General features: G+C 33.9%; 15 protein-coding genes. 8 read left to right on the forward strand and 7 right to left on the reverse strand.

Features of this window, described 5'->3' with window-relative positions; genetic code table 11:
- The first annotated feature begins 12 nt into the window (after nt 1-12).
- The gene (locus AC4FQ3_RS05485) at nt 13-489 is read left to right on the forward strand and encodes a DUF6265 family protein (RefSeq protein WP_042566348.1); all 477 of its coding nucleotides are present in this window, start codon (nt 13-15) and stop codon (nt 487-489) included.
- A gap of 216 nt (nt 490-705) precedes the next feature.
- Here AC4FQ3_RS05485 and AC4FQ3_RS05490 read toward each other — a convergent pair whose 3' ends face one another.
- Nucleotides 706-1866: an MFS transporter gene (locus tag AC4FQ3_RS05490; protein ID WP_491181158.1), complete on the reverse strand. Its 1161-nt coding sequence runs from the start codon at nt 1864-1866 to the stop codon at nt 706-708.
- A gap of 262 nt (nt 1867-2128) precedes the next feature.
- On the opposite strand from AC4FQ3_RS05490, the gene AC4FQ3_RS05495 reads away from it, so the two are divergent.
- The 6 genes from AC4FQ3_RS05495 to AC4FQ3_RS05520 all read left to right on the forward strand — a co-directional run bounded on the left by AC4FQ3_RS05495 (nt 2129) and on the right by AC4FQ3_RS05520 (nt 13941).
- A complete protein-coding gene (locus AC4FQ3_RS05495) occupies nt 2129-4453 on the forward strand; it encodes a TonB-dependent siderophore receptor (protein WP_491181159.1) in 2325 nt (774 codons plus the stop codon).
- Nucleotides 4454-4534: 81 nt separating this feature from the next.
- Nucleotides 4535-5692 carry a PepSY-associated TM helix domain-containing protein gene (locus AC4FQ3_RS05500; RefSeq protein WP_491181160.1) on the forward strand — a complete coding sequence of 386 codons (1158 nt, stop codon included), beginning with the start codon at nt 4535-4537 and terminating at the stop codon, nt 5690-5692.
- A gap of 106 nt (nt 5693-5798) precedes the next feature.
- Nucleotides 5799-6524: a DUF4198 domain-containing protein gene (locus tag AC4FQ3_RS05505; protein WP_491181161.1), complete on the forward strand. Its 726-nt coding sequence runs from the start codon at nt 5799-5801 to the stop codon at nt 6522-6524.
- 240 nt (nt 6525-6764) lie between these two features.
- On the forward strand, nt 6765-9059 hold the full coding sequence (locus AC4FQ3_RS05510; RefSeq protein ID WP_491181162.1) for a TonB-dependent siderophore receptor: 2295 nt from the start codon (nt 6765-6767) through the stop codon (nt 9057-9059).
- 173 nt (nt 9060-9232) lie between these two features.
- Nucleotides 9233-10552 carry an APC family permease gene (locus AC4FQ3_RS05515; RefSeq protein WP_491181163.1) on the forward strand — a complete coding sequence of 440 codons (1320 nt, stop codon included), beginning with the start codon at nt 9233-9235 and terminating at the stop codon, nt 10550-10552.
- Between the two features lie 473 nt (nt 10553-11025).
- The gene (locus AC4FQ3_RS05520; RefSeq protein WP_491181164.1) at nt 11026-13941 is read left to right on the forward strand and encodes a S8 family serine peptidase; all 2916 of its coding nucleotides are present in this window, start codon (nt 11026-11028) and stop codon (nt 13939-13941) included.
- Between the two features lie 86 nt (nt 13942-14027).
- Here the strand turns inward: AC4FQ3_RS05520 and AC4FQ3_RS05525 are convergent, their stop codons facing one another.
- Nucleotides 14028-16664 (reverse strand): valine--tRNA ligase, encoded by a 2637-nt coding sequence (locus AC4FQ3_RS05525; RefSeq protein WP_491181165.1) that lies wholly within the window; start codon nt 16662-16664, stop codon nt 14028-14030.
- A gap of 244 nt (nt 16665-16908) precedes the next feature.
- On the opposite strand from AC4FQ3_RS05525, the gene AC4FQ3_RS05530 reads away from it, so the two are divergent.
- Nucleotides 16909-17289 (forward strand): DUF1573 domain-containing protein, encoded by a 381-nt coding sequence (locus tag AC4FQ3_RS05530; RefSeq protein WP_042566356.1) that lies wholly within the window; start codon nt 16909-16911, stop codon nt 17287-17289.
- Between the two features lie 91 nt (nt 17290-17380).
- On the opposite strand, the gene AC4FQ3_RS05535 is transcribed toward AC4FQ3_RS05530, so the two are convergent.
- From AC4FQ3_RS05535 to AC4FQ3_RS05555, 5 genes are all read right to left on the reverse strand, one after another.
- Entirely contained in the window at nt 17381-17857 is a 477-nt protein-coding gene (locus AC4FQ3_RS05535; protein WP_491181166.1) for a hypothetical protein, read from the reverse strand.
- 39 nt (nt 17858-17896) lie between these two features.
- Nucleotides 17897-20029 (reverse strand): OmpA family protein, encoded by a 2133-nt coding sequence (locus tag AC4FQ3_RS05540; protein ID WP_491181167.1) that lies wholly within the window; start codon nt 20027-20029, stop codon nt 17897-17899.
- Nucleotides 20030-20039: 10 nt separating this feature from the next.
- Nucleotides 20040-20975 carry a PorP/SprF family type IX secretion system membrane protein gene (locus AC4FQ3_RS05545; RefSeq protein ID WP_491181168.1) on the reverse strand — a complete coding sequence of 312 codons (936 nt, stop codon included), beginning with the start codon at nt 20973-20975 and terminating at the stop codon, nt 20040-20042.
- Between the two features lie 28 nt (nt 20976-21003).
- Entirely contained in the window at nt 21004-23637 is a 2634-nt protein-coding gene (locus AC4FQ3_RS05550; RefSeq protein ID WP_491181169.1) for a gliding motility-associated C-terminal domain-containing protein, read from the reverse strand.
- 133 nt (nt 23638-23770) lie between these two features.
- Nucleotides 23771-25096, reverse strand: coding sequence for a PDZ domain-containing protein (locus tag AC4FQ3_RS05555; protein ID WP_491181170.1), 1326 nt, complete (start codon nt 25094-25096; stop codon nt 23771-23773).
- Nucleotides 25097-25121: the final 25 nt, after the last annotated feature.

Below are 25121 nucleotides of genomic sequence, written 5' to 3' on the forward strand. Positions count from 1 at the left end.
AAAACCATAAATATGTTTCAAAAAATAACCGTTTTAATGCTTTTGTTAGCAATAGTTTCGTGTCAAAAAAAGGAAACTATCGAAAAAGATAAAATCAAAATTGCCGACTGGCTTCTCGGAACCTGGGAAAATAAATCTCCGGATGGCGTACTTACCGAAAGCTGGCAAAAAGTAAACGATAGCACTTTTACCGCGACATCTTATTTCATAAAAACAGATGACACGCTGCATTCTGAAAAAATAACATTGGCACAAAAGGGCGAAATGTTACTATACAGCGCAACTGTAAATGGACAAAACGACGACAAAGCGATCGATTTTGGTTCTACTTCAGAAACGGAAAAGAAATTGGTTTTCGAAAATCCATCGCACGATTATCCTCAAAAAATTACGTATACAAAAGGCGCTAATAATACTTTAACGGCTGAAATTACTGGAAACTTGCGTGGAAAGAAAACTACGGAAAGGTTTATTATGACTAAGAAATAATAATCTTCCTAACTCGGTTTTTTATTTTAAACTGGACTAAAGTCCAGCTCTACAATATTTATCGAACCTCTGGTTCTTTAGATACTGAAGCTATAGGAATGATTTTTAGCAATGTATAATTACAGATTTAAAAGACAATCAAAATAAAGAACCAGAGGTTCGATTTATTTTATAGGGCTGGACTTCAGTCCAGTTAAAAAAAACGAATGCAAATAATTATTCATTTTCCCCAATCTTATTCACCATAAAAATCATCAAAATTCCTAAAAGAGACATAATCAAAAAGGCAAATTTCATACTTAGATATTCAGAGATAAAACCTACCATTGGCGGAACAAGTAAAAATCCAAGATAACCAATAGTCGATATAGAAGTTAGTGCTGAACCACTGCTTAGTTTTGAAGATCTTCCGGCAATACTAAATACTAACGGAACCACGCAGGAAACCCCAAATCCAATTAAAACATAACCAAAAATAGTTGGATATACATATGGCAGAATAAAACAAATACCAAATCCTAAGGTGATCAATATACCGCTGTAAAGAAGAATTTGCTTAGTCCCAAATTTCATAACTCCGTAATCTCCAAATATACGTCCTAAAGTTACGGCTGTTGCAAAAAACACAAATGCAGCACTCGTTAACTTTGGCGAAGCATGCAATATGTTTTCAAAATAGATTCCGCTCCAGTCATACATCGTATTTTCGCAAGCCATCGAAACGAAACAAATCAGGGCAAACTTGACCAGGTTTTTCTCGGGCATCGAAAAGAATTTCTTTTTAACCGGAACAGGCTCATTATGAATACTTAATGGGTAAAAACAAGCTGTAAGTCCCATCATAAAAATGCTTACTCCCAATAAGTGATAGGAAGGTGCAATATGCTGTGTAACCATTATATAACCCAGACCAGCACCAGAAAAAACTGCTATACTCCAAACGGCATGAAAACGGGTTATAATCGATTTTGGGTATAATTTCTGAACCTCGAGAGATTGTGCATTAATCGATAAATTAAAAATATTACGAGACGCTCCAAAGATCAAAAGTATCATAACCAATTGCCATACAAAAGCGGCCAAACCCGGTAAAGACAAAGCAATATTAAACATAATTGCTCCCAACAACATAATATAACGGCTGCTGTATTTATTTAATAACATTCCTGTAAAAGGCATGGTAAGCATTAAACCTATGGGAAATGCAAATAAAACAGCTCCAAATTCTGCTTCAGACAAATGCAATTGTGCTTGTATGTGCGGAATTCGGGATACCCACGAAGAATATCCAAAACCGGAAACGAAAAAAAATACAGTATTGGCTATTCTAAATCCTTTTGGTGAATTCTGGATTCTTTTAAAAAAAGGGAGAATCATTATTTGTAAAATTTATTTGGCTGCAAATTTAGGCCTTTTAAACCACATTCTATTCTTTTAATTTTTTTCTTACGAATACAAAAATGACATTACAAATCATAAATTAATGATTAACAACAAGATACGTTATCACCATTAAAATAATAACAAAATTGACTTTATCTATTTGAAATAATATTTGTTAAAGAAACAATAATATCTACATTTGCACTGTTTTTATTCATTCTAAATAAAAACATTCCTAACCAAATTTATAATTATAATGAAATATCTTAATTTGAAAACATCTTGTTTTCTATCTGCAATCTGCTTGCTATTTTCAATTAGTACAGCACTGGCTCAACAAACTAACGGAAAAGTAAAAGGAACAATCACAACTTCAGAAGGAGATCCTGCCGCTGGAGTTAACGTTGTTCTTAAAAATTCAAAATACGGTACAGTTACCAATGATGATGGTACTTTTGAATTAAACAGAGTAAAACCAAATACGTATTCTCTGCAAATCTCCTTAACTGGTTACGAAACAACAGAACAAGAAGTTGTTGTAGCCGAAAGTGAAACTGCAAATGTCAGTTTACAACTAAAGGTTTCTAATAAAGAATTACAAGAAGTGGTAATTAACAGCAAAAAAAGCATCTTATCTAAAAAGACAGATTATGTTGCAAGAATGCCGCTTAAAAATCTGGAGAATCCGCAGGTTTACAATGTAATTCACAAAGAACTTTTATTAGAGCAGGTGACAGTAAATATTGAAACTGCGATACGAAACTCACCGGGTGCTATACCTGTTACTTTTCCGTCTGGCGGAATTGGTATTACATTTAGAGGTTTTACAACGGGAGTGAATGCCCGAAATGGTATGGAGACAGCATCTGGCCGTTCTTCTATAGATCTTTCAAATGTAGAAAGAATAGAAATCATGAAAGGACCATCCGGAACTTTGTTTGGATCTTCGGTATCTTCTTTTGGTGGTGTTGTCAATCTGGTTACTAAAAAACCATTTGAAACTGCAGCAAACGAAGTTTCATATACCACAGGAAGTTTTAATACAAACCGACTTACTGCTGATATCAATACCCCGCTTAACAAGGATAAAACGGTTTTGTTCCGAATTAATATGGCGGTTAACAGAGAAAAAAGCTTTTTAGATTATGGTTTTAATAATACGCTGGCCATTTCTCCAAGCTTAACGTATAAGGCTTCTGACAAACTTACTTTTAATATTGATGCTGAGTTATTTAACGTTAATAATACCAGACGTACTTATAATACTTATACCGCTGCCTCGGGAATAACAAATCCGACTGAATTGAAAATCGATTATAAAAAATCGATGTTTCATGATGATAATGATGCTAAAACTTCTGCTACTAAATTTTTTGCGCAGGCAGAATATGAAATTTCTGAAAACTGGAAATCTACAACTGTATTTTCTTTTGTAGACGAAAATGTAGAACGCAGTTACCAGAGTTATGCAGTTTGGAGCTCTCCTACTCAGGTCGCCAGAAGAGTTGGTTTATGGGGGCCTGTTTTTAATACTTATACTAATATTCAGGAAAATATCAACGGGCAATTTGCTACCGGAAGTATCAAACATAAACTTTTGGTTGGTGGTAATTACAGATTGTACAGTTCTAATTTTTCTGGCGGTACTACTTTTACTCTTGATAATATTGATGTAACGACAAACTTTGCTCCTATCAGAAGAAAAGCTGTTGATGCTGGTTTAGTTTTAACTACAATTCCGGTTGCAGATCAGAAAACAATTAGTTTCTATGCCTGTGATGTTGTTAATTTTACAGATAAATTATCGGCTATGCTAAGTTTACGTTTAGATAATTTTAACCGTGAAAAAGTAGGTACTACAGAAGGTTATCATCAAACGGCATTATCTCCAAAATTAGGTTTGGTATATGAGATCATTAAAGATCAGGTTTCGGTATTTGGTAACTACATGAATGGTTTTCAAAATTCCGCTCCGGTTACACAGCCCGATTTAACGCAGTTAGTTTTAGATCCAATTTATGCCGTACAATACGAAGGTGGTATTAAAGCAGAAGCTTTTAATAAAAAACTGAGTGCTACAGCAAGTTATTACAATATAAAAATTGATAACGCTACAAGAACAGATGCTGCCGGAGTTACTTATCAGGATGGTGTACAGGAAAGCAAAGGAGTTGATTTAGAATTAATCGCCAATCCGTTTTCTGGTTTAAACATTGTAGCGGGATATGCTTATAACGAAAATAAAATCCTAAAAGCATCTGATGCAAGTATTGAAGGAAACATCGCTGCGGGAGCACCAAAAAATGTTGTCAACTTTTGGACAACTTATACTTTACAAAACACACTAAAAGGTCTTGGTGCCGGTTTTGGAGCCAATTATGTAGATAAAAGTTATTTTGCGACAGATAATAATTTTTACATGCCATCTTACACAACTTACAATGCTACTGTTTTTTACGATCAATCTTCATGGAGAGTTGGTGTTAAATTCAACAACATGAGTAATAAAAAATACTGGGATTTTTACGGAAATTCTCAGGCACCGGCTAACTTCTTAGTAAACTTAACACTTAAGTTTTAAAAGTTATTTCGATATCAATAAACACCTCTTTCTAAGGAACAGAGGTGTTTCTATTTTAAACAAATTTCAAAAATCTTTTAAATGTCTTTTAAAAAAATCATCCTTAAAATTCACTTATGGCTGGGCATGAGTTCTGGTTTAATTATTTTTATTTTAGGAATTACGGGCTGCATTTATGTCTTTGATGAAGAATTAAGACCTCTTGTTTATCACAGCCGATATTATGCGGACGAGACAAAAAAGGAGAAGAAAAACGTAAGCGAACTTCTAAAAATTGTTCAGGATTCTATTGGAAAAGATAAGCCAATCGGCGCTATTCGAATTCGAAATGAAAAAGACGCCACCGTAACCTTTTTTGCCAGTAAAGAGAAAGAAAACGAAAATGCCATTTGGTATTGGGACACTCAGGAATATAATTATACGATTTATGTAAATCCCTTTACAGGAAAAATTCAGAAGATTGAAAATACGACAACTGAGTTTTTTAACGTGATCGTATTCTTGCATTGGAGTCTTCTGCTTACAAACGATATTGGAAAGCCTATTGTGGGAATAGCGGTAATTATTTTCATTATTTCTCTTATTACCGGACTTATTCTTTGGTGGCCAAAAAATAAAAGCGCTGCCAAACAACGATTTTGGTTTCGATGGAAAAACACCACGCAATGGAAACGAAAAAACTATGATTTGCACAATATTCTGGGATATTATGTACTGCTTTTTGCTCTCGTTATTGCTTTTACAGGATTGGTCTGGTCTTTTAAATGGTTTGACAATAGCGTAAAATGGATTGCCAACGGAGGTCAGACTATTGAGAAAAAGAAAGAAAATCTCACCTCTGATCTTTCCCAAAAAAATGATGAAAATCTAATTGATAAAATTTCAAATTCAGTAGAATATTCGTATCCCGAAGCAGAAACGTATATGATTTCAATTCCCGAAGATTCATTACAAACACAATTTGTATATATCGAAAATGGCGGAAACTTCGACAGAATTAATTTGCAATTTGATCAATATTCCGGACAATTATTAAACAAAAAAACGTATGCTGACAAAAACAACGGAGAAAAAATCCGTTCGTTAAACTACGCCATTCATTCTGGCGGAATTTTGGGTTTATCCGGAAAAATACTCGCTTTTTTTGCAAGCTTAATTTCTGCAAGTCTTCCTGTTACCGGTTTTTATATTTGGTGGGGACGAAATAATAAAAAGAAAAAAGCCGTTTTAGCCAAATAACGAGAAATTTTAACGGTTCATTTTTAATGTTTTATTTTTAATTGTTCTAAATAAGAGTTAAGTTTGTGAAAAATATCATACTTAACAAAATTTAAATCTTGATCTTATGAAATCAAATACTTTAAAAAAAATCACCCTTTTTCTTTTTATGTTAGTTGCAAGTCCGCAATTGTTTGCTCACGCACTTTGGATCGAAACTAAAGCAACCGGAACAAAAGGAAAAGCACAGGAAATCTCTGTTTACTTTGGAGAATTTTCAGATAATGATATTACAAAAGCTGATAAATGGTTTTCAGATTTAAAAGATTTTACATTAGTAGTGATTAGCCCTTCTAAAAAAGAAACAAAATTGACTGCCAAAGCTTTAGACAATAAATATCAGGCCTTTTTTACTCCGGATGAAGATGGGGTTTATACAGTTGTAATGCACCACACCGTAAAAGATGTTTACGGAACTATGAAATTAGATTACAATTCGAGTGCAACCGTTACTGTTGGAAATGCTGCAAAAGGAAACGAAGCCACAGTAAATACAAACGTTATTAGTGTATTTGCAAAAGATGTAGTTACTGCAAAACAAAAAACGAAAATAAACATAAACGCTTTATACGAAGGTAAGGAAGCAAAAGAGCAAAAAATCAAAGTAATTGCTCCAAATGGCTGGGAAAAAGAATTATGGAGCAATGATAAAGGAGAAATCTCTTTTACACCAATCTGGCCAGGAAATTACATGGTAGAATTTGCTTATACTGAAAAATCAGCCGGAGAACACAATGGCAAAAAATACGATGAAATCTGGAAAATGGCTACTTATTTAATTTCAGTTAAATAATTTTCAAAACCTTTTTTTAGATTTTAATCTTCGATCAAACCTTGCTCTTTTGGGCAAGGTTTTTTTGTTTTTAGGCATTTCATAGAATATAAAATAAAAATAGTAAAAGCAAAATCTTAAGCTAATCTTAAGACAATATTAATGAAACTTTAATCAAGATAATTACCTCATAATTTTTTGTTAAGGTCTTCACATCTCTATATTTGCATTCGTAATTTTTATTGAATCTAAATAAATACCATGAAACATAATTTAATACTATTCTTAGCCTTGATAAGTTTTGCTGCTTCTTATAGCCAAGATTACACAAGTATAGATAATAGTACAGCAAACGATACTGTAAAAAACAAAAAAGGAGAAACTCTTAATGAAGTTTTAATCACAGCCAATAAACCTAAAAAACCAATTTCGGCAGCACGTTCGGGAATTAAAGTAATGGACTTGCCACAAAGTGTTCAGGTTGTTGGGAGCGAAGTAATCGAACAACAACAAGCAATTAGATTAAGTGAAGTAGTAAAAAACCTTAATGGGGTTTATGTAGGATCTGCTCGTGGTGGTGCACAGGAATCATTCTTTTCAAGAGGATATGATATGAGTGCTAATAATATGTTTAAAAATGGTTTTCGATATAATGCCGGTTCTATACCTGAAGTTTCCTCTTTAGAAAAAGTTGAATTTTTAAAAGGAGGTTCAGCTTTATTGTATGGAAATGTTGCTCCTGGCGGAATTATGAATTTAGTTACCAAAACACCAAAATTTACAAGCGGTGGAGAAGTTTCTATGCAAATGGGAAGCTATTCTTATTATAAACCGTCTATTGACTTTTACGGACCTTTAAATAAATCTATTGCCTATAGATTTACAGGGTCGTATGAAAATTCAGAAAGCTTTAGAGATTATGTGAAAAATGAACGTATTTATATCAATCCTTCCTTCCTATTTCATCTTTCAGATAAAACCCAAATTACATTACAAGGAGATTATTTAAGTGCTGACTGGACTCCGGATTTTGGAACCGGAATCTACGGAAAAACAATTTTAGATTTGCCTCGTAACGAGTTCTTCGGAGCGTTGTGGTCAACTGCAAATACTAAATCTTCCAGCGCTTCTTTATTATTTAACCATGATTTTAATAAAAACTGGAAATTAAATTTTAATTCTTCTTACCAATCTTACCGCAGAACTCAAACATCTACAGCACAGTTAAGTACAATCGATGCTAATGGAAATTGGAAACGTGGTTTAACAAAAGCTGACGCCGCCGAACAAATTTTTGGTGACCAGTTAAGTTTACAGGGAACTTTTAATACAGGAAGTGTAAAACATCAAATTTTCACTGGTGCTGACTACGAAAACTCTTTAGCTCCAAGTTATACTTTTGGATTCTATGCTCCTGGAAAACCTGCAGACCTTTTAACAACAGAAGCTACCGCTATAAACTTATATACTTACGATTATAGCACACAAAATACTGTTATTCCTTATCCAGCAAGAACTACTCAATTAACAAGTACAGAAACGCAACGTTTTGGAGCGTATTTTCAAGATTTAGTTTCGATAAATCAATACATAAAAGTTCTGGCGGGATTACGTTGGTCATGGCAGCAAAGCGAAGCTACCACTACAAAAGAAGTGATAGAGAAAAAGAACAATGTAAACGTCATTACAACTGCTTACGAAGATGCACTACCAGTAATTGGTGCTAAATCTATTAGCAAAGCTTTTTCACCTAAGGCAGGATTGGTAGTTCAGCCAACTAAAGATTTATCTTTGTTTGCAAGTTACTCCAACTCTTTTACCCCAAATACAGGAACAACCGTAGATTCACAACCATTAGATCCATCTATTATAGATCAGTATGAAGTTGGTGTAAAAAAAGATTTCTTCAAAGGTCTTTTGACTACAAACGTAACATTATATCAAATTACCAATAATAATTTAGCACAAACAGCACAATATCAATCAGACGGTGTTACACAAAACGTTAATACTAATCTAAAAGAATTAGTTGGAGCGACAAAAGGAAAAGGAGTCGAAATAGATATTACTGCGACACCTTTAGAAGGTTTAAACATTATGGCTGGTTATAGTTTTAATGAAACCAAAGTATCTAAATCATCCGGCACAAGCGGAAGTCTTGTTGTTGGAGATGTTTTAGCAAGAACTCCAAAAAACACTGCCAATTTGAGCTTTTTCTACAAATTGCCAAGCGGTTTATTAAAAGGAGTAACTTTTGGAGCGATTGGAAATTATGTTGGTGATCGTACAGGTGGCTGGAATGATGATTATTTATGGACAGAAAACACACCTGCAACCAATCCAAAAACATATACTGTAACGATTAGAGATCGTGATATTCCTTTAGAAGGTTATGTTACTGTAGATGTTTCTCTTGGGTATGAATGGAAAAAATTCTCAATCTTATGCCGATTATCAAACATTACAAATGAATTGAATTATACAGTTCACGAAAATTATAGTGTAAACCCAATCGCACCTCGTCAGGTAATGACTAGTTTACGTTATAAATTCTAAAATTTTGAATTAGTTTTTCCCCATACAGCGTTTTCTGATTATTAAAAATTAGAATGCTCTTTTGGAAATTTTAAACCTCATCTTGCAAAAGGTGAGGTTTTTTATTTTGTTAAAAATGTGTCTCATTTTATAATTACTTTTGCTCCATCAAAATATCAAAATAAAACCCAAATATGTCAGATTCCAAAAAGAACCAATTAAAGAAAAGTTTAGGATTAAGTTTTAATATTGCCGTATTAATTGGAGGAACAATTGGAGTTGGAATTTTAAGAACGCCAGGCACAATTGCAGGAATGCTTGATAATTACTGGCTTATTATTGCTTCATGGCTTATTGGCGGAATTTATGTTTTAATTGGTGCCAATTCTTATGCAGAACTGGCTACAATGTTACCAAAAGCCGGAGGATCTTACAATTACATCAAAAGAGCTTTTGGCAATTATGCCGGTTTTCTTTCGGGTTGGTTTGATTATATTACCAATGCCATTCCGCCTGCTTTTTATTGTATTGTAATTAGTGAATATCTTATAATTTTGTTTCCGGGTCTGGCAAATTTTTCAACTGAAATTGCCATTTCGTTATTAATTGCCTTTGTTTTATTGCATTTAAGCGGAGTAAAAAACGGAAGTGTTATTCAGCAAATTACCAGTTTTCTGAAAGTGATTTGTTTTGTTGCTTTAGTTGTGGCTTGTTTTATGTATTCAGGCGTAAAATTAGATCCAATTCCAAAAAACAATACTGTCTTTCAAATAGGGTTAATATTTGGATTTTTTAAGTCGCTTCAATTGATCATCGGAACTTATAATGGCTGGAACGCTGTTTGTTTTTTTGCAGAAGAAAATGAAAATCCGGGAAAAAATATCCCGAAATCCTTATATAGCGGCGTATTGCTTGTTATAGCTATTTATGTTCTGATAAACATTGCTTTTTTCTATATTTTGCCCATTGAAACTGTAGCAAAATCTAATTTGGCTGCTGCCGATGTCGCCAATATTATTTTTGGAAAAAACGGTGCAATTATCGTTACCGTAATTTCTATTTTTTCGTTGATTAGCATTTTGAATGCCTTTATGATGATTCCGCCCAGAATTTTATACGGATTAAGCCGCGATGGTTTTTTTATCGAAAAAGGCACAACAGTCAACAAAGGCGGAACTCCTATTGTTGCGCTTTTGGTTTCGTCACTTTTCAGTTTGTTTTTAATTTGTATTGGTTCATTTGAAGTCCTGTTTTCTTTTGCTGCCTTCACCTCTATTATTGTTTGGGGATTGGCTTATTTTTCTTTGATTAAACTAAGAAAGTCAGAACCGGATTTACCAAGACCTTACCGCTCCTTTTGGCATCCGTGGAGTACTATAATTGCTATTATAGCTTCTTTTGCATTATTGATTGGTTTTATTTTTAGTGACCCAAAAAGCTTTGTGATTATTATAGGAATTACTGCAGTTTCTTACCCTTTGTTTTTGGTTTTAAATCGAAAGAAAAACACATAATACTATTCTGAATCTTTAAAATAAAATTAGAACCGTTTCTTAATTGAGACGGTTTTTTTTGCTCTTTTTTGAAGCTGTTTTTACTTTTTCTATATAAAAGAGAAAAATTCAGCTATCTATAAAAGGATCTCACGCCTTTATTTATTCTTCTTCAGCAGAATTTAGGGAGAATTTAAAAAAAAATATCAACAACTTAAAAATCAGGTATTTATACGCTATTTCACTTCGTTTACTTTAGCGAGATTTGTTATTGTTGAAGTAAATTCATACAAAAATACATTAGTTTGTAAATAAAATTACAGAAACAATTTTTTAAAAGTTTTTCTTACTAACCGTTTAATCCTCAGAATTATGAAAATGAAAACCACTTTGTTTTACGTATTCTGTCAAATCACAAATGACAGAAGCCCTCCCTTTTTTTTCCAAAGAACAAAAAATCATGAAAAAATTTATCCTTAAAAATCAAAAATCATATGAAAAATTTATACAAAATTATTCTCTTCCTGATTTGCGGAATCATGTATTCCCAAACGCAAAATGATATTGAAAAGATTAAGTCTGAAACAAATGTCGCAGAACTCGAAGCTTTAAGTATAAAATACAAAGCGGAGGCAGATAGAAATAAGGAAAGAGCAATAAGTCTTGCCCGAACTAATGGCTGGAGCCTGACCATTATTAATAAAGACGGGACGCAAAGTGAGTTGATGGACGTTACTCCGGACGGAAAGTCGCCAATTTACTTTACTCCTGAAAATGCCGACGCAGCAAAGTCAACCCGAACTAATTATTTAAATTCCGGTGGTGGTTTGGGTCTTACACTCAACGGACAAACCATGACAGCCTATGTTTGGGATGGTGGCGCTACACTTCCTACGCATAACGAATTTGGTGGAAGAGTTTCTATTTTAGATGGCGCTACCGTTATTAATCCGGCAAACAACAATAGTCAGCATGCCAATCATGTTACCGGTACTATTGTTGCTGCAGGTGTAGTAGCCCAGGCAAAAGGAATGGCATATCAGGCAAATGCCAGAACCAACGATTGGAATAGTGATTTATCTGAAGCCACGGCTGTTGCTGGCTCAAGCGGAATGTTATTATCCAATCATTCTTATGGATGGGCAACAAGAAGTTCTCCGGGAGGGCCAATTTTAATTGCTCCATGGCAATTTGGTGCTTACCAAACCATTGCAAGAGATTGGGATAACGTAATGTTTAATGCGCCATACTACTTAATGGTAAAAGCAGCAGGAAATGATGGTAATGACAATACTGCAAATCCAAGTCCTATAGGAGGTGCAAGCTATGATAAGCTGACCGGATTTGCTACATGCAAGAACAATCTTGTAATTGCAAATGCCAATGATGCTGTAATAAGCAGCACAGGAGCATTATCAAGTGTTACTATTAATAGCTCCAGCAGTCAGGGTCCTACAGACGATTTAAGAATCAAGCCCGATCTTACCGGAAACGGAACTTTGCTGTATTCAACCGCTACGCTTACATCTGTAATAACACCATTAACAAATAGCAGTTACGGAAACGCAACCGGAACTTCGATGGCATCTCCTAACGTTACCGGAACATTGCTTTTGCTGCAACAGCATTACAAAAACAAGACCGGCGGGTTTATGCGTGCTGCAACCTTAAAAGGATTGGCGTTACATACCGCAGATGATGCAGGGCCGGTTGGTCCAGATGCAATTTTTGGATGGGGTTTACTAAATGCAAAATTTGCAGCCGAAACCATTACAAAAAAAGGAACGAATGCCATTATCGACGAAAACACATTAAATAACGGAGCAAATTATAGTTTTACAGTAACCTCTGATGGTGTAAATCCTTTGATTGCTTCAATTTCATGGACAGATCCCGCAGGTGCAGCTTATTTTGGAAGTACACCAAATATTGGTACTGCCAAATTGGTAAACGATCTCGATATTCGCGTAACCAATACAGCGGGAACTACTTTTCCTTACAAATTGTTAACAGCCACCACAAACACATTAGGTGATAATACCAGAGATCCGTTTGAGAGAATCAAGATCATTGGGGCTGCTGGTAACTATACTATAAGTATTTCTCATAAAGGAACTTTGGTAAACAGCCTTCAAAAATATTCTGTTATTGTTACCGGAATAGTGCCTCCGCTGGCTGATCTTTATATAAAAGACAGACCATTTGATACTGGTGTACAACCCAATCCGGATTCAGGACCTATGTGGATAAGCGATGATATTTGGGTAAGACAAAATATTGATGCAGGACTTGTACATGAAAATCCTGAATATAAAACAAGTTCACCAAATGCCGTATACATTAGAGTTTATAACAGAGGAACCGCTACAAGTTCTGCTTCAAAAGTAAAACTATATTTTGCAAAAGCATCCACAGGACTAACATGGCCTACTAACTTTATTAATTTTAGTGTACTTGGCGTATTGCATGGTGATCTAATAGGCGAAGTTAATATTCCGGCCATAACAGCAGGAAGCAGTGCAATTGTCATGATTCCGTGGTATCCGCCAAACCCAGGTGATTTTTCATTTGACCAGCATCATTTTTGTTTAGCGGCCAGAATTGAATCTTTTGGTGATCCAATGTTTAATGAAGTTAATGGCAGTATTGCTCCAAATGCTAAAAACAACAATAATATTGCCTGGAAAAACCTGAGTGTTTACAATTTAAATACTACTGATGTTGTAGCGCCAACAGCCGTTTTTATTAGGGGAATAAAATCTAAATCTGTAAATATTAGATTTCTGGATAAAGGATTTAATGAAAACCTTAAAAACAATTTCTTCGAATTAGGCGGAACTATAGAAGCTACACTTGATGAACGTTTATTTGAAAGAGCTGAATCTAACGGAAGTTTGAGAGGTGTAAAAATTATCGATAAAAATAAAATTCTGATCACTTCGGCAGAAGCGGCAATTACAAATTTACCTATCGATAATGGAGAAACTTTTGGGATAACATTTGATTTTAGGGTAGCGAGAGACTTTCCTGCCGATGAACAAATTACTTTGGACGTCATTCAGGAAGATGCCTTAAAAGGCGAATTAGAAGGTGGTGAACGTTTTGCTCTTGTAAAAGCTGACAAACCTAACACTAAAACTGATGAAATCGTACTTAAAGAAGCAGAAGATTCCAGCGTATTTACGATTTATCCTAACCCAACAAACGGCATTTTTAAAATTAGCATCAACAATGCCGAACAGGGAACTTTAAAAATATCAAGCCTTTATAATGGTGTTGTTTTTGAAGAAAAAACCAATAAAGGAACAGAGTTTAATGTGAACATTGCGAAACAAACTCCTGGAATCTATATCGTTCAGTTTATTTCTGATAAAGGAATTGTAACTACCAGAAAGATCATTAAAAACTAATTTCTGAGATTCAAATTATTCTAAAAAAAGAAATCCCAATACTAAATTTAGTATTGGGATTTTATATTTAAAAGAAAATCTAATTCTTATTTCAAACCTGCAATACTTTGCTCGATTGTAGCAATCTTAGCCAAAGCATCAGCTTCTTTTTGTTTTTCGTTTGCTAAAACTTTTTCAGGAGCTCCGGCAACAAATTTCTCGTTTGATAATTTTGCCTGAACCGATTTTAAGAAACCTTGTGTGTAAACTAATTCGGCAGATAATTTTGCAATTTCAGCTTCAACATCAATATTTCCTCCTGAAATTGGAATGAAATATTCGTTTGATTTAACACGGAAAGATAATGCTCCGTCTACTTTAGCAGCAACATATTCGAAAGCAGAAATATTTCCTAATTTCGTTACGATTGAATCAAAATAAGTCGAAATGTTTTCGCTGTTGATTGCTTTCAATTCGATAGCATCTTTAAACGGAATATTTTTATCTTTTCTGATCGTTCTGATTCCAGAAATTACTTCAATTGTATTATCAAAATCAGCAATTAAACTCGCATTAAATGGTTTTAATTCTGGCCAGGTCGAAACGATTAAAGCTTCTTCCGGAGTTCTGTCAGCAATTAAATGCCAAATTTCTTCTGTCAAGAAAGGCATAAATGGGTGAAGCAATTTTAAATTACTTTCTAACATTTCGATTGCTTTATCAAACGTTGCTTTATCAATTGGCTGTTGGTAAGCCGGTTTGATCATCTCTAAAAACCAAGAACAGAAATCATCCCAAACCAATTTATAAATGGTCATTAATGAATCTGAAATTCTGTATTTTTCAAAATTATCTTCAATATCAACTAATGTCTGTTGCAATTTTGCTTCGTACCATTCGATCGCTACTTTTGATGATTCCGGCTGTGGAATAGTTTCTGAAACTTCCCATCCTTTAATCAGTTTAAAGGCATTCCAAATCTTATTCGAAAATGCTTTTCCCTGATTACATAATTCTTCATCAAACATAATATCGTTTCCTGCAGAAGCGCTTAAAAGCAATCCTACACGAACTCCATCAGCTCCGAATTTATCTATCAAATCTAAAGGATCAGGAGAATTTCCTAATGATTTAGACATTTTGCGACGTTGTTTATCACGAACTAAACCGGTTAAATACACGTTTGTAAATGGCTTTTCACCTGCATATTCATAACCTGCAATAATCATTCTCGCAACCCAGAAAAACAAAATATCCGGACCTGTTACCAAATCGTTTGTTGGATAATAATATTTATAATCCGCACTTTCCGGATCCATGATTCCACCAAAAACAGACATCGGCCACAGCCATGATGAAAACCAGGTATCTAACGCATCAACATCCTGTGTTAAATTATTAATTGTTAATTGTTGATTGTTAGTTTTTTCCTGTGCTAATTTTAACGCATCTTCAATGTTTTCTGCAACTACGAAATCTTCTTTTCCGTCTCCGTAATAATAAGCCGGGATTTGTTGTCCCCACCATAATTGGCGAGAAATATTCCAATCACGGATATTGTTTAACCAATGCGCATAAGTGTTTTCGAAACGTTTTGGATGTAATTTAATTTCTCCCGTTTCTAAAACTGATTTAATAGCTGGTTTTACTAAATCTTCCATTTTTAAAAACCACTGGTCTGATAATCTTGGTTCGATTACCGCTTTGGTTCTTTCAGATGTTCCAACTTTATTTAAATGGATTTCGGTTTTCGCCAAAGCTCCAATTTCTTCTAATTCTTTTGCAATTTCGGTACGAACCACAAAACGATCTTTCCCTTGATAATGTAATCCGAAACTATTTAGTGTAGCATCATCATTAAAAATATCAACGATTTCAAGATTGTGTTTTTCTCCTAATGCTTTATCGTTTACATCATGCGCCGGAGTTACTTTTAAACATCCGGTTCCGAATTCTACATCAACATACTCATCTTCAATAATCGGAATTACTCGACCACAAATAGGAACGATGGCGCTTTTACCTTTTAAATGTGTAAAACGCTCATCATTTGGGTTGATACAAATTGCAGTATCTCCAAAGATAGTCTCAGGACGTGTTGTGGCAATGGTTAAAAATTCCTCAGTTCCCTCAATTTTATAGTTTAGGAAAAATAATTTTCCTTGTTGTTCTTCATAAATAACTTCTTCGTCAGACAGCGTTGTTTTTGCTTCCGGATCCCAGTTCACCATTCGGTATCCTCTATAAATTAATCCTTTGTTGTATAAATCTACAAATGATTTAATTACAGATGCTGACATATCTGGGTCCATCGTAAATTTGGTTCTTTCCCAGTCGCATGATGCTCCCAGTTTTTTAAGCTGATCCAGGATAACGCCACCGTATTTATCTGTCCATTCCCAGGCGTGCGCCAAAAATTCTTCACGGGTTAAATCATTTTTATTGATTCCTTCCGCTTTTAATTTTGCTACAACTTTTGCTTCGGTTGCAATAGATGCGTGATCCGTTCCCGGAACCCAACAAGCGTTGAAACCTTTAAGACGCGCTCTTCGAATTAAAACATCCTGAATTGTATTATTCAACATATGCCCCATGTGCAAGACTCCTGTCACGTTTGGTGGCGGAATTACAATTGTATAAGGTGTTCTATGATCTGGCTCTGAATGAAAATAATTATTTTTCATCCAGTAATCATACCATTTATTCTCGATCGTTTTAGCGTCAAATTGTGCTGGAATACTCATTTATAGATTGTTTAATCGTGGATATGTTTAATCGTTAATTTGTTACTTCGTTTAATCGTCTAAGCTTAATCAATGAAACGATTAAACAGTTAAACAAATTAACAATAAAAAAAATTGGTTCAATTTTTGTAATTATAACTGACAGCAAAAGTAAATAATTAAGTACACTATAAAAAGCGAAATAATAATTTGTGTATTAATTAAAACAAAGTATATTTACTTACAACTTAAAAACAATTTCAAAATGAAAAATGTTGCCACTTTTATTGTAATAGTATTATTTAGTGCAATAGGTTATTCGCAGAACGGTCCAAAAATTGAATTTTCGGCACCGGACAATACAGTTGATTATGGGAAAATATCAAAAAGTGATAATGGAGTTCGCTCTTTTGAATTTACGAACACCGGAGATGCCCCATTATTAATTACATCTGCAGAATCAACAGTAAGCACAATCGTCGTTACAAAACCTGCTGCTGCAATTATGCCGGGTAAAAAAGGAAAGATTGATGTGAAATATAATATGGCTGCAGGTCCTATTCGTAAAACAATTACTGTAGAAACCAATGCTGTAAATTATCCTGATGGTAGAGTTGCCCTAAAAATTAAAGGGGAAGTTTTATAAAAAATTACATTCTTAAAATAGTAAAAGCCGCTTCGTTTGAAGCGGCTTTTTTGTTCTTAAAACTTTGACAAAGATAATTACGAGTAATAACTTATTTACATTCAACTGTATCAAATTTATATTTTACACGTTCAAAATCGATAGGTTTGTCTTTTACTAAGTACGTTACCCCCATTGTTGTCTGCATTGTACCATTTCCTAAAATCAACTGTTTATCTCGTTTTAAAAGTGCCATTGGATTTTTAAAAATTCTGTCTTTGCTTGCCAATTCTTTAAAAGTATAGTCTACGAATAAGGTATCACCATGAAATTCGCCTGAAACTTCACCTGTTCTTACTGTTGAAGGCGCAACTTTCATCACCATATCTCCGGTTAACTTTCCGTTTTTTAAGGTATTCAATTTTAAATCAATTGTGTCTTTTTCGTATATGGCCTTATAGCATTCACTGCTTACAATTTTTTGTTCCTCAGCTTTAACTGCTTCGGTTTCTTTTTGTTTTTCTTCTTTTTTACAGCTTTGAAATCCGACTAAAGTCAGAAGCAAAAATGGTATGACTAGTTTTTTCATAATTATATTAAATTCAATAGTTATTATACGTTGATGAATTTACAAATTTTTAATTACAAATTCACTTCTTCTGTTCAATTCATGATCTTCTTCTGAACAGGCTTCATCTGTTTTACATTTTATAATCGGTACAGATTCTCCGTAACCTTTGGCTGTAACTCGGTTTGCATTAATGCCGGATTGTATGATAAATTCTCTTGTTGAACTAGCTCTTTTTTGAGACAAATCTTCATTGAATTTTGCATTTCCACGCGAGTCTGTGTGTGATCCAATTTCGATTACCATTCCTGGATATTTATTCATTAAAAACACAACTCTGCTTAAAACCACTTTTGATTCTTTACGGATGTACCACATATTGTAATCAAAATAAATCGGATCTGTTTTGATGATCAATCTGTTTTTATCATCTTTTATAACATCTTTTTCCTGTTCTAAAATCTGTTTTACTTTTTCATTCTTTTTAACTTCGGCCGCGACAATTGCTGCTTCTTTTGCTTTTTTCTCTTTTTCTTTTAATTGAACAGCTGCCAAGGCCTCTTTTTTCTTATTCTCTTCTTCTATAATGATTTCTTGTTTTCTTTTCTTTTCGGCATTTTCCTTTTCTTCCAGTTTAATTGCATCTACAGATTTTAGCGCCAAAGATGCATCGCTTGTTTTATTTCTGGTTTTGTCTAAAGATAAAGTTACAGACTCATTTGTGTATTTTTCCTTGAAAGCCGAAACTTTATAAGCAGCTTCACAGGCAACTGTAAAACTAAATTTTCCATCTGCAGAAGTTGTAATTGTATTCAGGTTTTTATTCTCTGAATCCTGCAAAATTACTGTTGCATTTTCAAGTGCCAGTTTTGTATCAATATCGGTTATTGTTCCTGCGATAAATTGTTTACAATCTTCTACAATTAAGTCTTTGATTTCTTTAAATTGATAAATATCGTCGCTTCCTTTTCCTCCTTCTCTGTTTGAGGCAAAATATCCTTCTTTGGTATTTGAATTGATATTAAAGGAGAAATCATCCAAATTCGAATTTAATGGTAAACCGATATTGGTTGGTTTCGAATATTCATTTCCATTAATATCAGAAACAAAAACATCCAGCGAGCCATATCCCAAATGTCCATCTGAAGAAAAATAAAGTTTATTATCATCCGAAACAAACGGAAATTGTTCTCTTTTATCTGTATTGATAATGGGCCCTAAATTTTTTGGTGTATCAAAAGCGCCTCTATTAATGTTTACCGAATAAATATCAAATGAACCTATACTTCCGGGCATGTCCGAAGCAAAGTACAACACTTTTTCATCGGCACTCAAAGCCGGATGTTCTACAGAATAATTCGGACTATTGAATGGAAGTGAAACAATATTTTTCCATTTTCCTTCTACAAGTTCGGCTTTGAAAATTTGAAGATTTGAAATTTTCTGATCGTTCTTTTTCTTGCTACCGTTTTTAGAATTATTTCGGGTAAAATAAATTGTTTTTCCATCTTTTGTAAAAATAGCGTTGGCTTCGTGTACGCCTGTTTTTAATTCATCGGCAAAATAAGTCACAATTGTTTCTGCAGAATTACTGTTTTCGACCGGAACTTTTACCAGATTCAAATAAGTTTCATTGTCCCATTTGTATTTTTTGTCGAACAATCCGGGTTTTAATTTCACGCCTGCAAAAACCAGATTATTTTTGTATTTAACGGCTCCAAATTCGGAATTAGGTGTATTTATTGCGAGATTTTTGATGTCAAATCTGTTCCCTATTGCTGATACATTTTCAAGTTCTTTTAATTCTTTCTGAAAATAAACAGAATCCTGACTATTAGCTGACTTGGCATAATACTCTTTTAAAATAATATTTGCATCGGCATAACTATTACTTGCTTTTAAGGCCTGTGCGTATCTGAAATAATATTGTCTGTCTAAATCTTTGTTATAATTAGTGACCAAAAGCCTGTAATAACGCTGTGCTTTGATTAAGTCATTTGTATAATAATAAGAATCGGCCAGGTTTTTAATTACTTCCTGCGAAGGTTTGGTTTCTGCCAGTTTTTGATATAAAATAATGGCTTGACTATAATAGGTTTTATCAAAAAACCGTTTAGCTCTGATCAATTCCTGATCTTGTGCATTTACAAACTGTATTAAAAATACGAATATAATAACGAGTAGTTTTTTCATATTTTTCATTTTAAAAGAATCTAGGTGATTTATCAAATCCTTTTCCTAATAAATCCAGATCAAAAAGCAGCATAATTTCGTGTGTTCCTGAATTAAACTGTCCTAAATTTGAAAGTGTATAATCGTATGCATAACCAACTCTAAGAGACGGCGTAACGTTAATATTTACTAAGCCGCTTATGGCATCATCGATTCTATACGCGGCACCAAATTCAAATTTATTATTATACAAAACATTGGCCGTAATATCTATAGAAAGTGGTGCGCCAGTAACATATTTGGTCATGAAGGCTGGTTTTAACTTCACCTTGTCATTGATTTGAAACACATATCCGGCGGTTAAAAATGTATGAATATCTTCTGATCCGAAGGCGTTTATTCCTGATTTTTCTTCGATATGTTTCGTATTTAATAAGTTTGGCGCTGACAATCCCACATAAAAATTGTTTCTGAAAAAGTAAGCTCCTACTCCAATATTTGGTTTGGTTACATTGACATCTTCGGCGAAAGCCAAATCTGTTGAGGTATCGCCACTTTGCAAAACAAAACCATTAAAATTGGTCTGAATAGACGAAAATCCAGCTTTTAAACCTAATGAAAGTCTGTTTTGTCCTCCTAAATTAAGTACATAGGCAAAATCAGCGTAGACATTATTTTCCTTTTTTGCCCCGTCGCCAATATCATCAGATATTAATGACAAACCTACTTCGACTTTATCATTTATGGCTGTGTGACCAAAAAAGGTAAATGTTTTTGGAGCACCAACTGCACCAACCCATTGTGTTCTGTATAATCCGCCTAGATTTAACATTGCCGGCATTCCAGATGCATACGCTGGATTTACTACACTCATATTGTACATATAATGTGTGTATTCAGGATCCTGCTGTGCGGATATTGACGTTATATAAAAGAAAAAACTTATAAAAATTATGATTTTTTTCATTGAATTTTATATTAATAAGGTAAAGGAATTATCGATTTAAATAAAGGCGGCCTTGTTTAGGAGGTCTGTTATCTTTATTAAAATTGAGAATATAAAAATAGACTCCGTTTGGCGCCATTCCGCTGCCAATTCCTTCTCTTTCATAATTTAAACCATCCCATCCCGGTTTACCATTAAAGCCTTTATACATTCCGTTTCCGTATCTGTTAAAAATTTCAATTGTATAATTTGGATATAAAAATTCAATATTCGGAATGACATAAGTGTCGTTTACACCGTCTCCGTTTGGAGAGAATCCATCGGGAATAAAAAAGTCATTCGGCACGTCATCACAATCTGTTAGTGTAACCGTTACTTCAAGATAATCATAAGAAAAACAATCACTTGTGTCCGAAAAATTAAAACCATAATATCTTCCCTGTTCTGTTAAAGCAGTTGTTGACGGCAATAAATTTCCGTTGTTCGGCGCATCGTACCAAACTACTGCTGCAGGAACATTTGTGTTGTTAGATAAATCTGCAACGGTTGGAGTATTTAATCCGCAAAAATTTTGTCCGTCTGTATTTAAGACCGGAGCAGCTGTATCATTTACGGTAACTGTTATCATAGTAGGCTCTGATGTACAATCAGAAGCTGTTACTTTTACCCAATAATTGCCTGATTGTAAAACATAAGTATCTGCAAATGCTGTTGTTGATATCGCTGAATCATACCATTTATACTGCGCACCATTTGGCTGTAAATTCGCAATCGTTGCACCATCAATTTTACAAAATTCCTGATTAATAGCGGTTGGAGCCGTAGGAATCGGGTTTATAGTAAACGGATCGGCAACACCACTTATATTAACTCCACATGTGGTGGAGTTATTTATTAAATTTGTAACTGTTGCAGTTGTGGTTCCTGTATTTAAAAGTAATGCGGAAGGAATTACAAAAGAAGCATTTCCACCCGTTGGATTTAACACAATAGTCTGTACTGTCGACGGATTACTTCCGGAAAGTGTATAGGATAATGTTACGTCTGTCAAATTTCCTAATCCTGAAACTGAAGCCGAAACCGCATCTCCAAAACAAACATTAGCAATTTGTATTCTCAAATTGGCAATATTCGGTAACGGATTTATAACAATATTTCCCTTTAAATTTGCCGTATTTGTACATAGTGATATTACATGGGTAATATTGGTAATTGTAATTACACCGTTTCCGCTTCTTGAATTTAAAATATCCGGAATTGTAAAACTTGCCACGCCGCCTGTAAACGTAACTCGTACTGTTTGAAAATTGGCAGTATTGGCTCCGGAAATATTATAACGAAGGTCATAAATACCGTCAATGATTTTTACTGCATTTGATATTACTGCTACAGCGTCACTATTTTGACACGTTTTTATTTGATCAATTTTTGCTCCTGTCAGATCCGGTATTGGATATATGTGAAGTATATCTGATAAATTATTAGTAACATTGGTACAGGCTCTTTGGCTATTCTGGGCAAATACATCAATTATTGTTACTGTAAAATCTCCAACCTGTTTAAAATAATCTGATTTAATTGGAAAAAGAAGAATTCCGTTGGTAAAATTTGCTGTAACCGTTTCTATACCACCATTTGGTCCTGAAACACTAAATATCACGTTATAAGTTCCATTTGGAATCGCAGCCGGTCCTTTTGTAAGTCTGGCAGTATACGTTGCCGTTGGAATTTCTGTTTCGCATATATCTGGGCTAACAACAAGCGTTGCACCAGTAAGATCCAGTTTTCTTTCGATTATAATTGTTATTTGTTCATCATCAGCATTACAAACTGCCTCTGGAGATGGAACGCTGTAATTGAAATTATAGGTACCTGCTCCAAATCGGTTGTAAATTTTTTCAATGTCTATAACATGATCTCCGGCAAAAGTTAATTCTCCGGTTGGCCGAGGTCCCATATCGGTCCAAGTACCATTGGGATCTGCACCTGTAAGCAAATTATACAAGTCATAATTGGTATAATTAGTTATAGCATCGCTACAAATCAATAAAGGAGGTTTCGCATCTCCGGCTTCTGGTGCTCTTACAACTTTTACAAATACGGTTGCCTGAGGTGGAGCTGCACATGTACCTATAGCATCCATCCTGTAAGTAAAAGAGTAAAGTCCGCTTAACTCTTTAACATTAACAGATTCCTCAATATCCTTATTAGTCCTGTTATCATGCCATTTTCCATTAAGCAACGGACTGAGAAATCTACCATCAAAAGCCTGAAAAAGATTATAAGTGCCTAATGCAGAACAAATTATTGTTTGAGAAGGTTTCCCCGTATAACCGCCAATTGTAACATAAACGGTTGATGAATTATCTGTACAGCCTGCAATGCCATCTACTGTATAGGTATAACTAAATACACCACTATAGGAAATAGCATGTACATTTAAGAATCCAGTTGCAGGATCCAATCCCCCCATATCATAATCATCAGACCATGTACCACCCGGAGTCGCCGATGGTCCTAACAAAGAATATAAATTAACCGATGCATTTGCAGCGCTATCATAATCACAAATTGTCAATGATGCGTCATTTCCCGCACATTGAGCGTAAGTGGTTGTTGATAGTAATGATAAAAAAACAAAAAACAAGAAAACTTGTAAGAAATTAGCGTATTTTTTGACCATAAATTATATTTTTGATAAACATAATAAAAATATTACGCCAATTTATCAAAAAACTTAATTTTCTTATTAATTTCGTCAAAAAATAAGAGCAAGGTCAAAAAAAATCTCGTTAACTTCTCTTTTAATACGAATATTATAATTCGTCTTCCAGCCTGAATCGAAATTTTAAAATCAAACTATTTCTCTCTATTTCCATATTAATCCAGGCATCCTCTTCAGACTTTAAAAGATTATTTATTTGTTGAAGAGAATATTTATAAGGTAATATTTTATTGATACTTACTATTATATCTCCCTTTTGAAGTCCACATTTATCAGCCGCAGAATTTTTACGAATATTTATGATTTCATACACTGGCTTCAAAAGAAATTTATATCTGAAATTATCATTGTTTTTTTCTTTATCCTCCAACTCACTTACTGATGCTGCAACTTGTACTGTTTGCAAATGAACTGTTTCCTGAACCCACTGTAAACCATTATGCTGAATCGTAATTCCGCTTTTATTATAGGTAAAGGGTTCATAAAATTTGGTATTTTTTTTAAGATATAATTTTCGGTCTGCATAATCTAAAACCAAAGTAAATCGTTTTAAAATTTCACCGCCAACAGAACCAATACGGTCCGGCACCATTTTTACATTTCGAATAGAAGTCGAATCCGGAAAAGAAACAATTGGGTTTTTAAATTCGAAATCAGCAATAGAAAATTTTTCCAGTTTTGCCCGATGTCCTTCAATATCACCACTAAAACCTTTTCCTAAAAAATCAGGAAAATTCTTTTGTGGCAATTTTATTTTATTGTTTTCAAAAATCCAGAATGCATCACTATTTCCTATATCAATAAGCAATTTAGCGGGTATTTCTTCACCATTTGAAACCGCGGTGGTATAAATATATGGTTTCGATCTTTCAATCGTAATTGGAACTGATTTAAATTTTTTGTCTAATTTTTGTCTTGTTTCCTCGTTATTTAAATGAATAATAACCTTTTTTTTATGATAATTGATTTCGACTAAATTATTTTTAAAAAATTTATGCCCGATAATTCCGTTTACCGGAATTCCGATATGAGAAGACAAGTTAAAACTCTGATCTAAAATAATATAAACCAAATGATTACTGGATTTTATGCCATGAGTTTCCAGAATATTGTTTGTTGATTTTAATCCTTCTATCTCTTCTTCACTTCCTAAACCTCTCAGCTTTATTTTTTCTATATTATTAAAACTTACTTCCTGCATTTCTTCCATACTAAACAAAATGGTTTCTTCGACTCCTGAATCAAGCAAAAAATTCAATTCAACGCCGTTTACTTTTATCGGAATAAAAACAAGATTATTAATCAATTTAAAAGGAATAGTAACCTTTTTACGATTGTTTTCAATTAAAAAATCACTTTGCGCTTTTAACGATAAAACTGACAAAAGCCCAAAAAACAACACAATATATTTTTTCATTGATAATATTTTATTATAAAATTAG

Source organism: Flavobacterium sp. AK-345 (genome assembly GCF_058310175.1).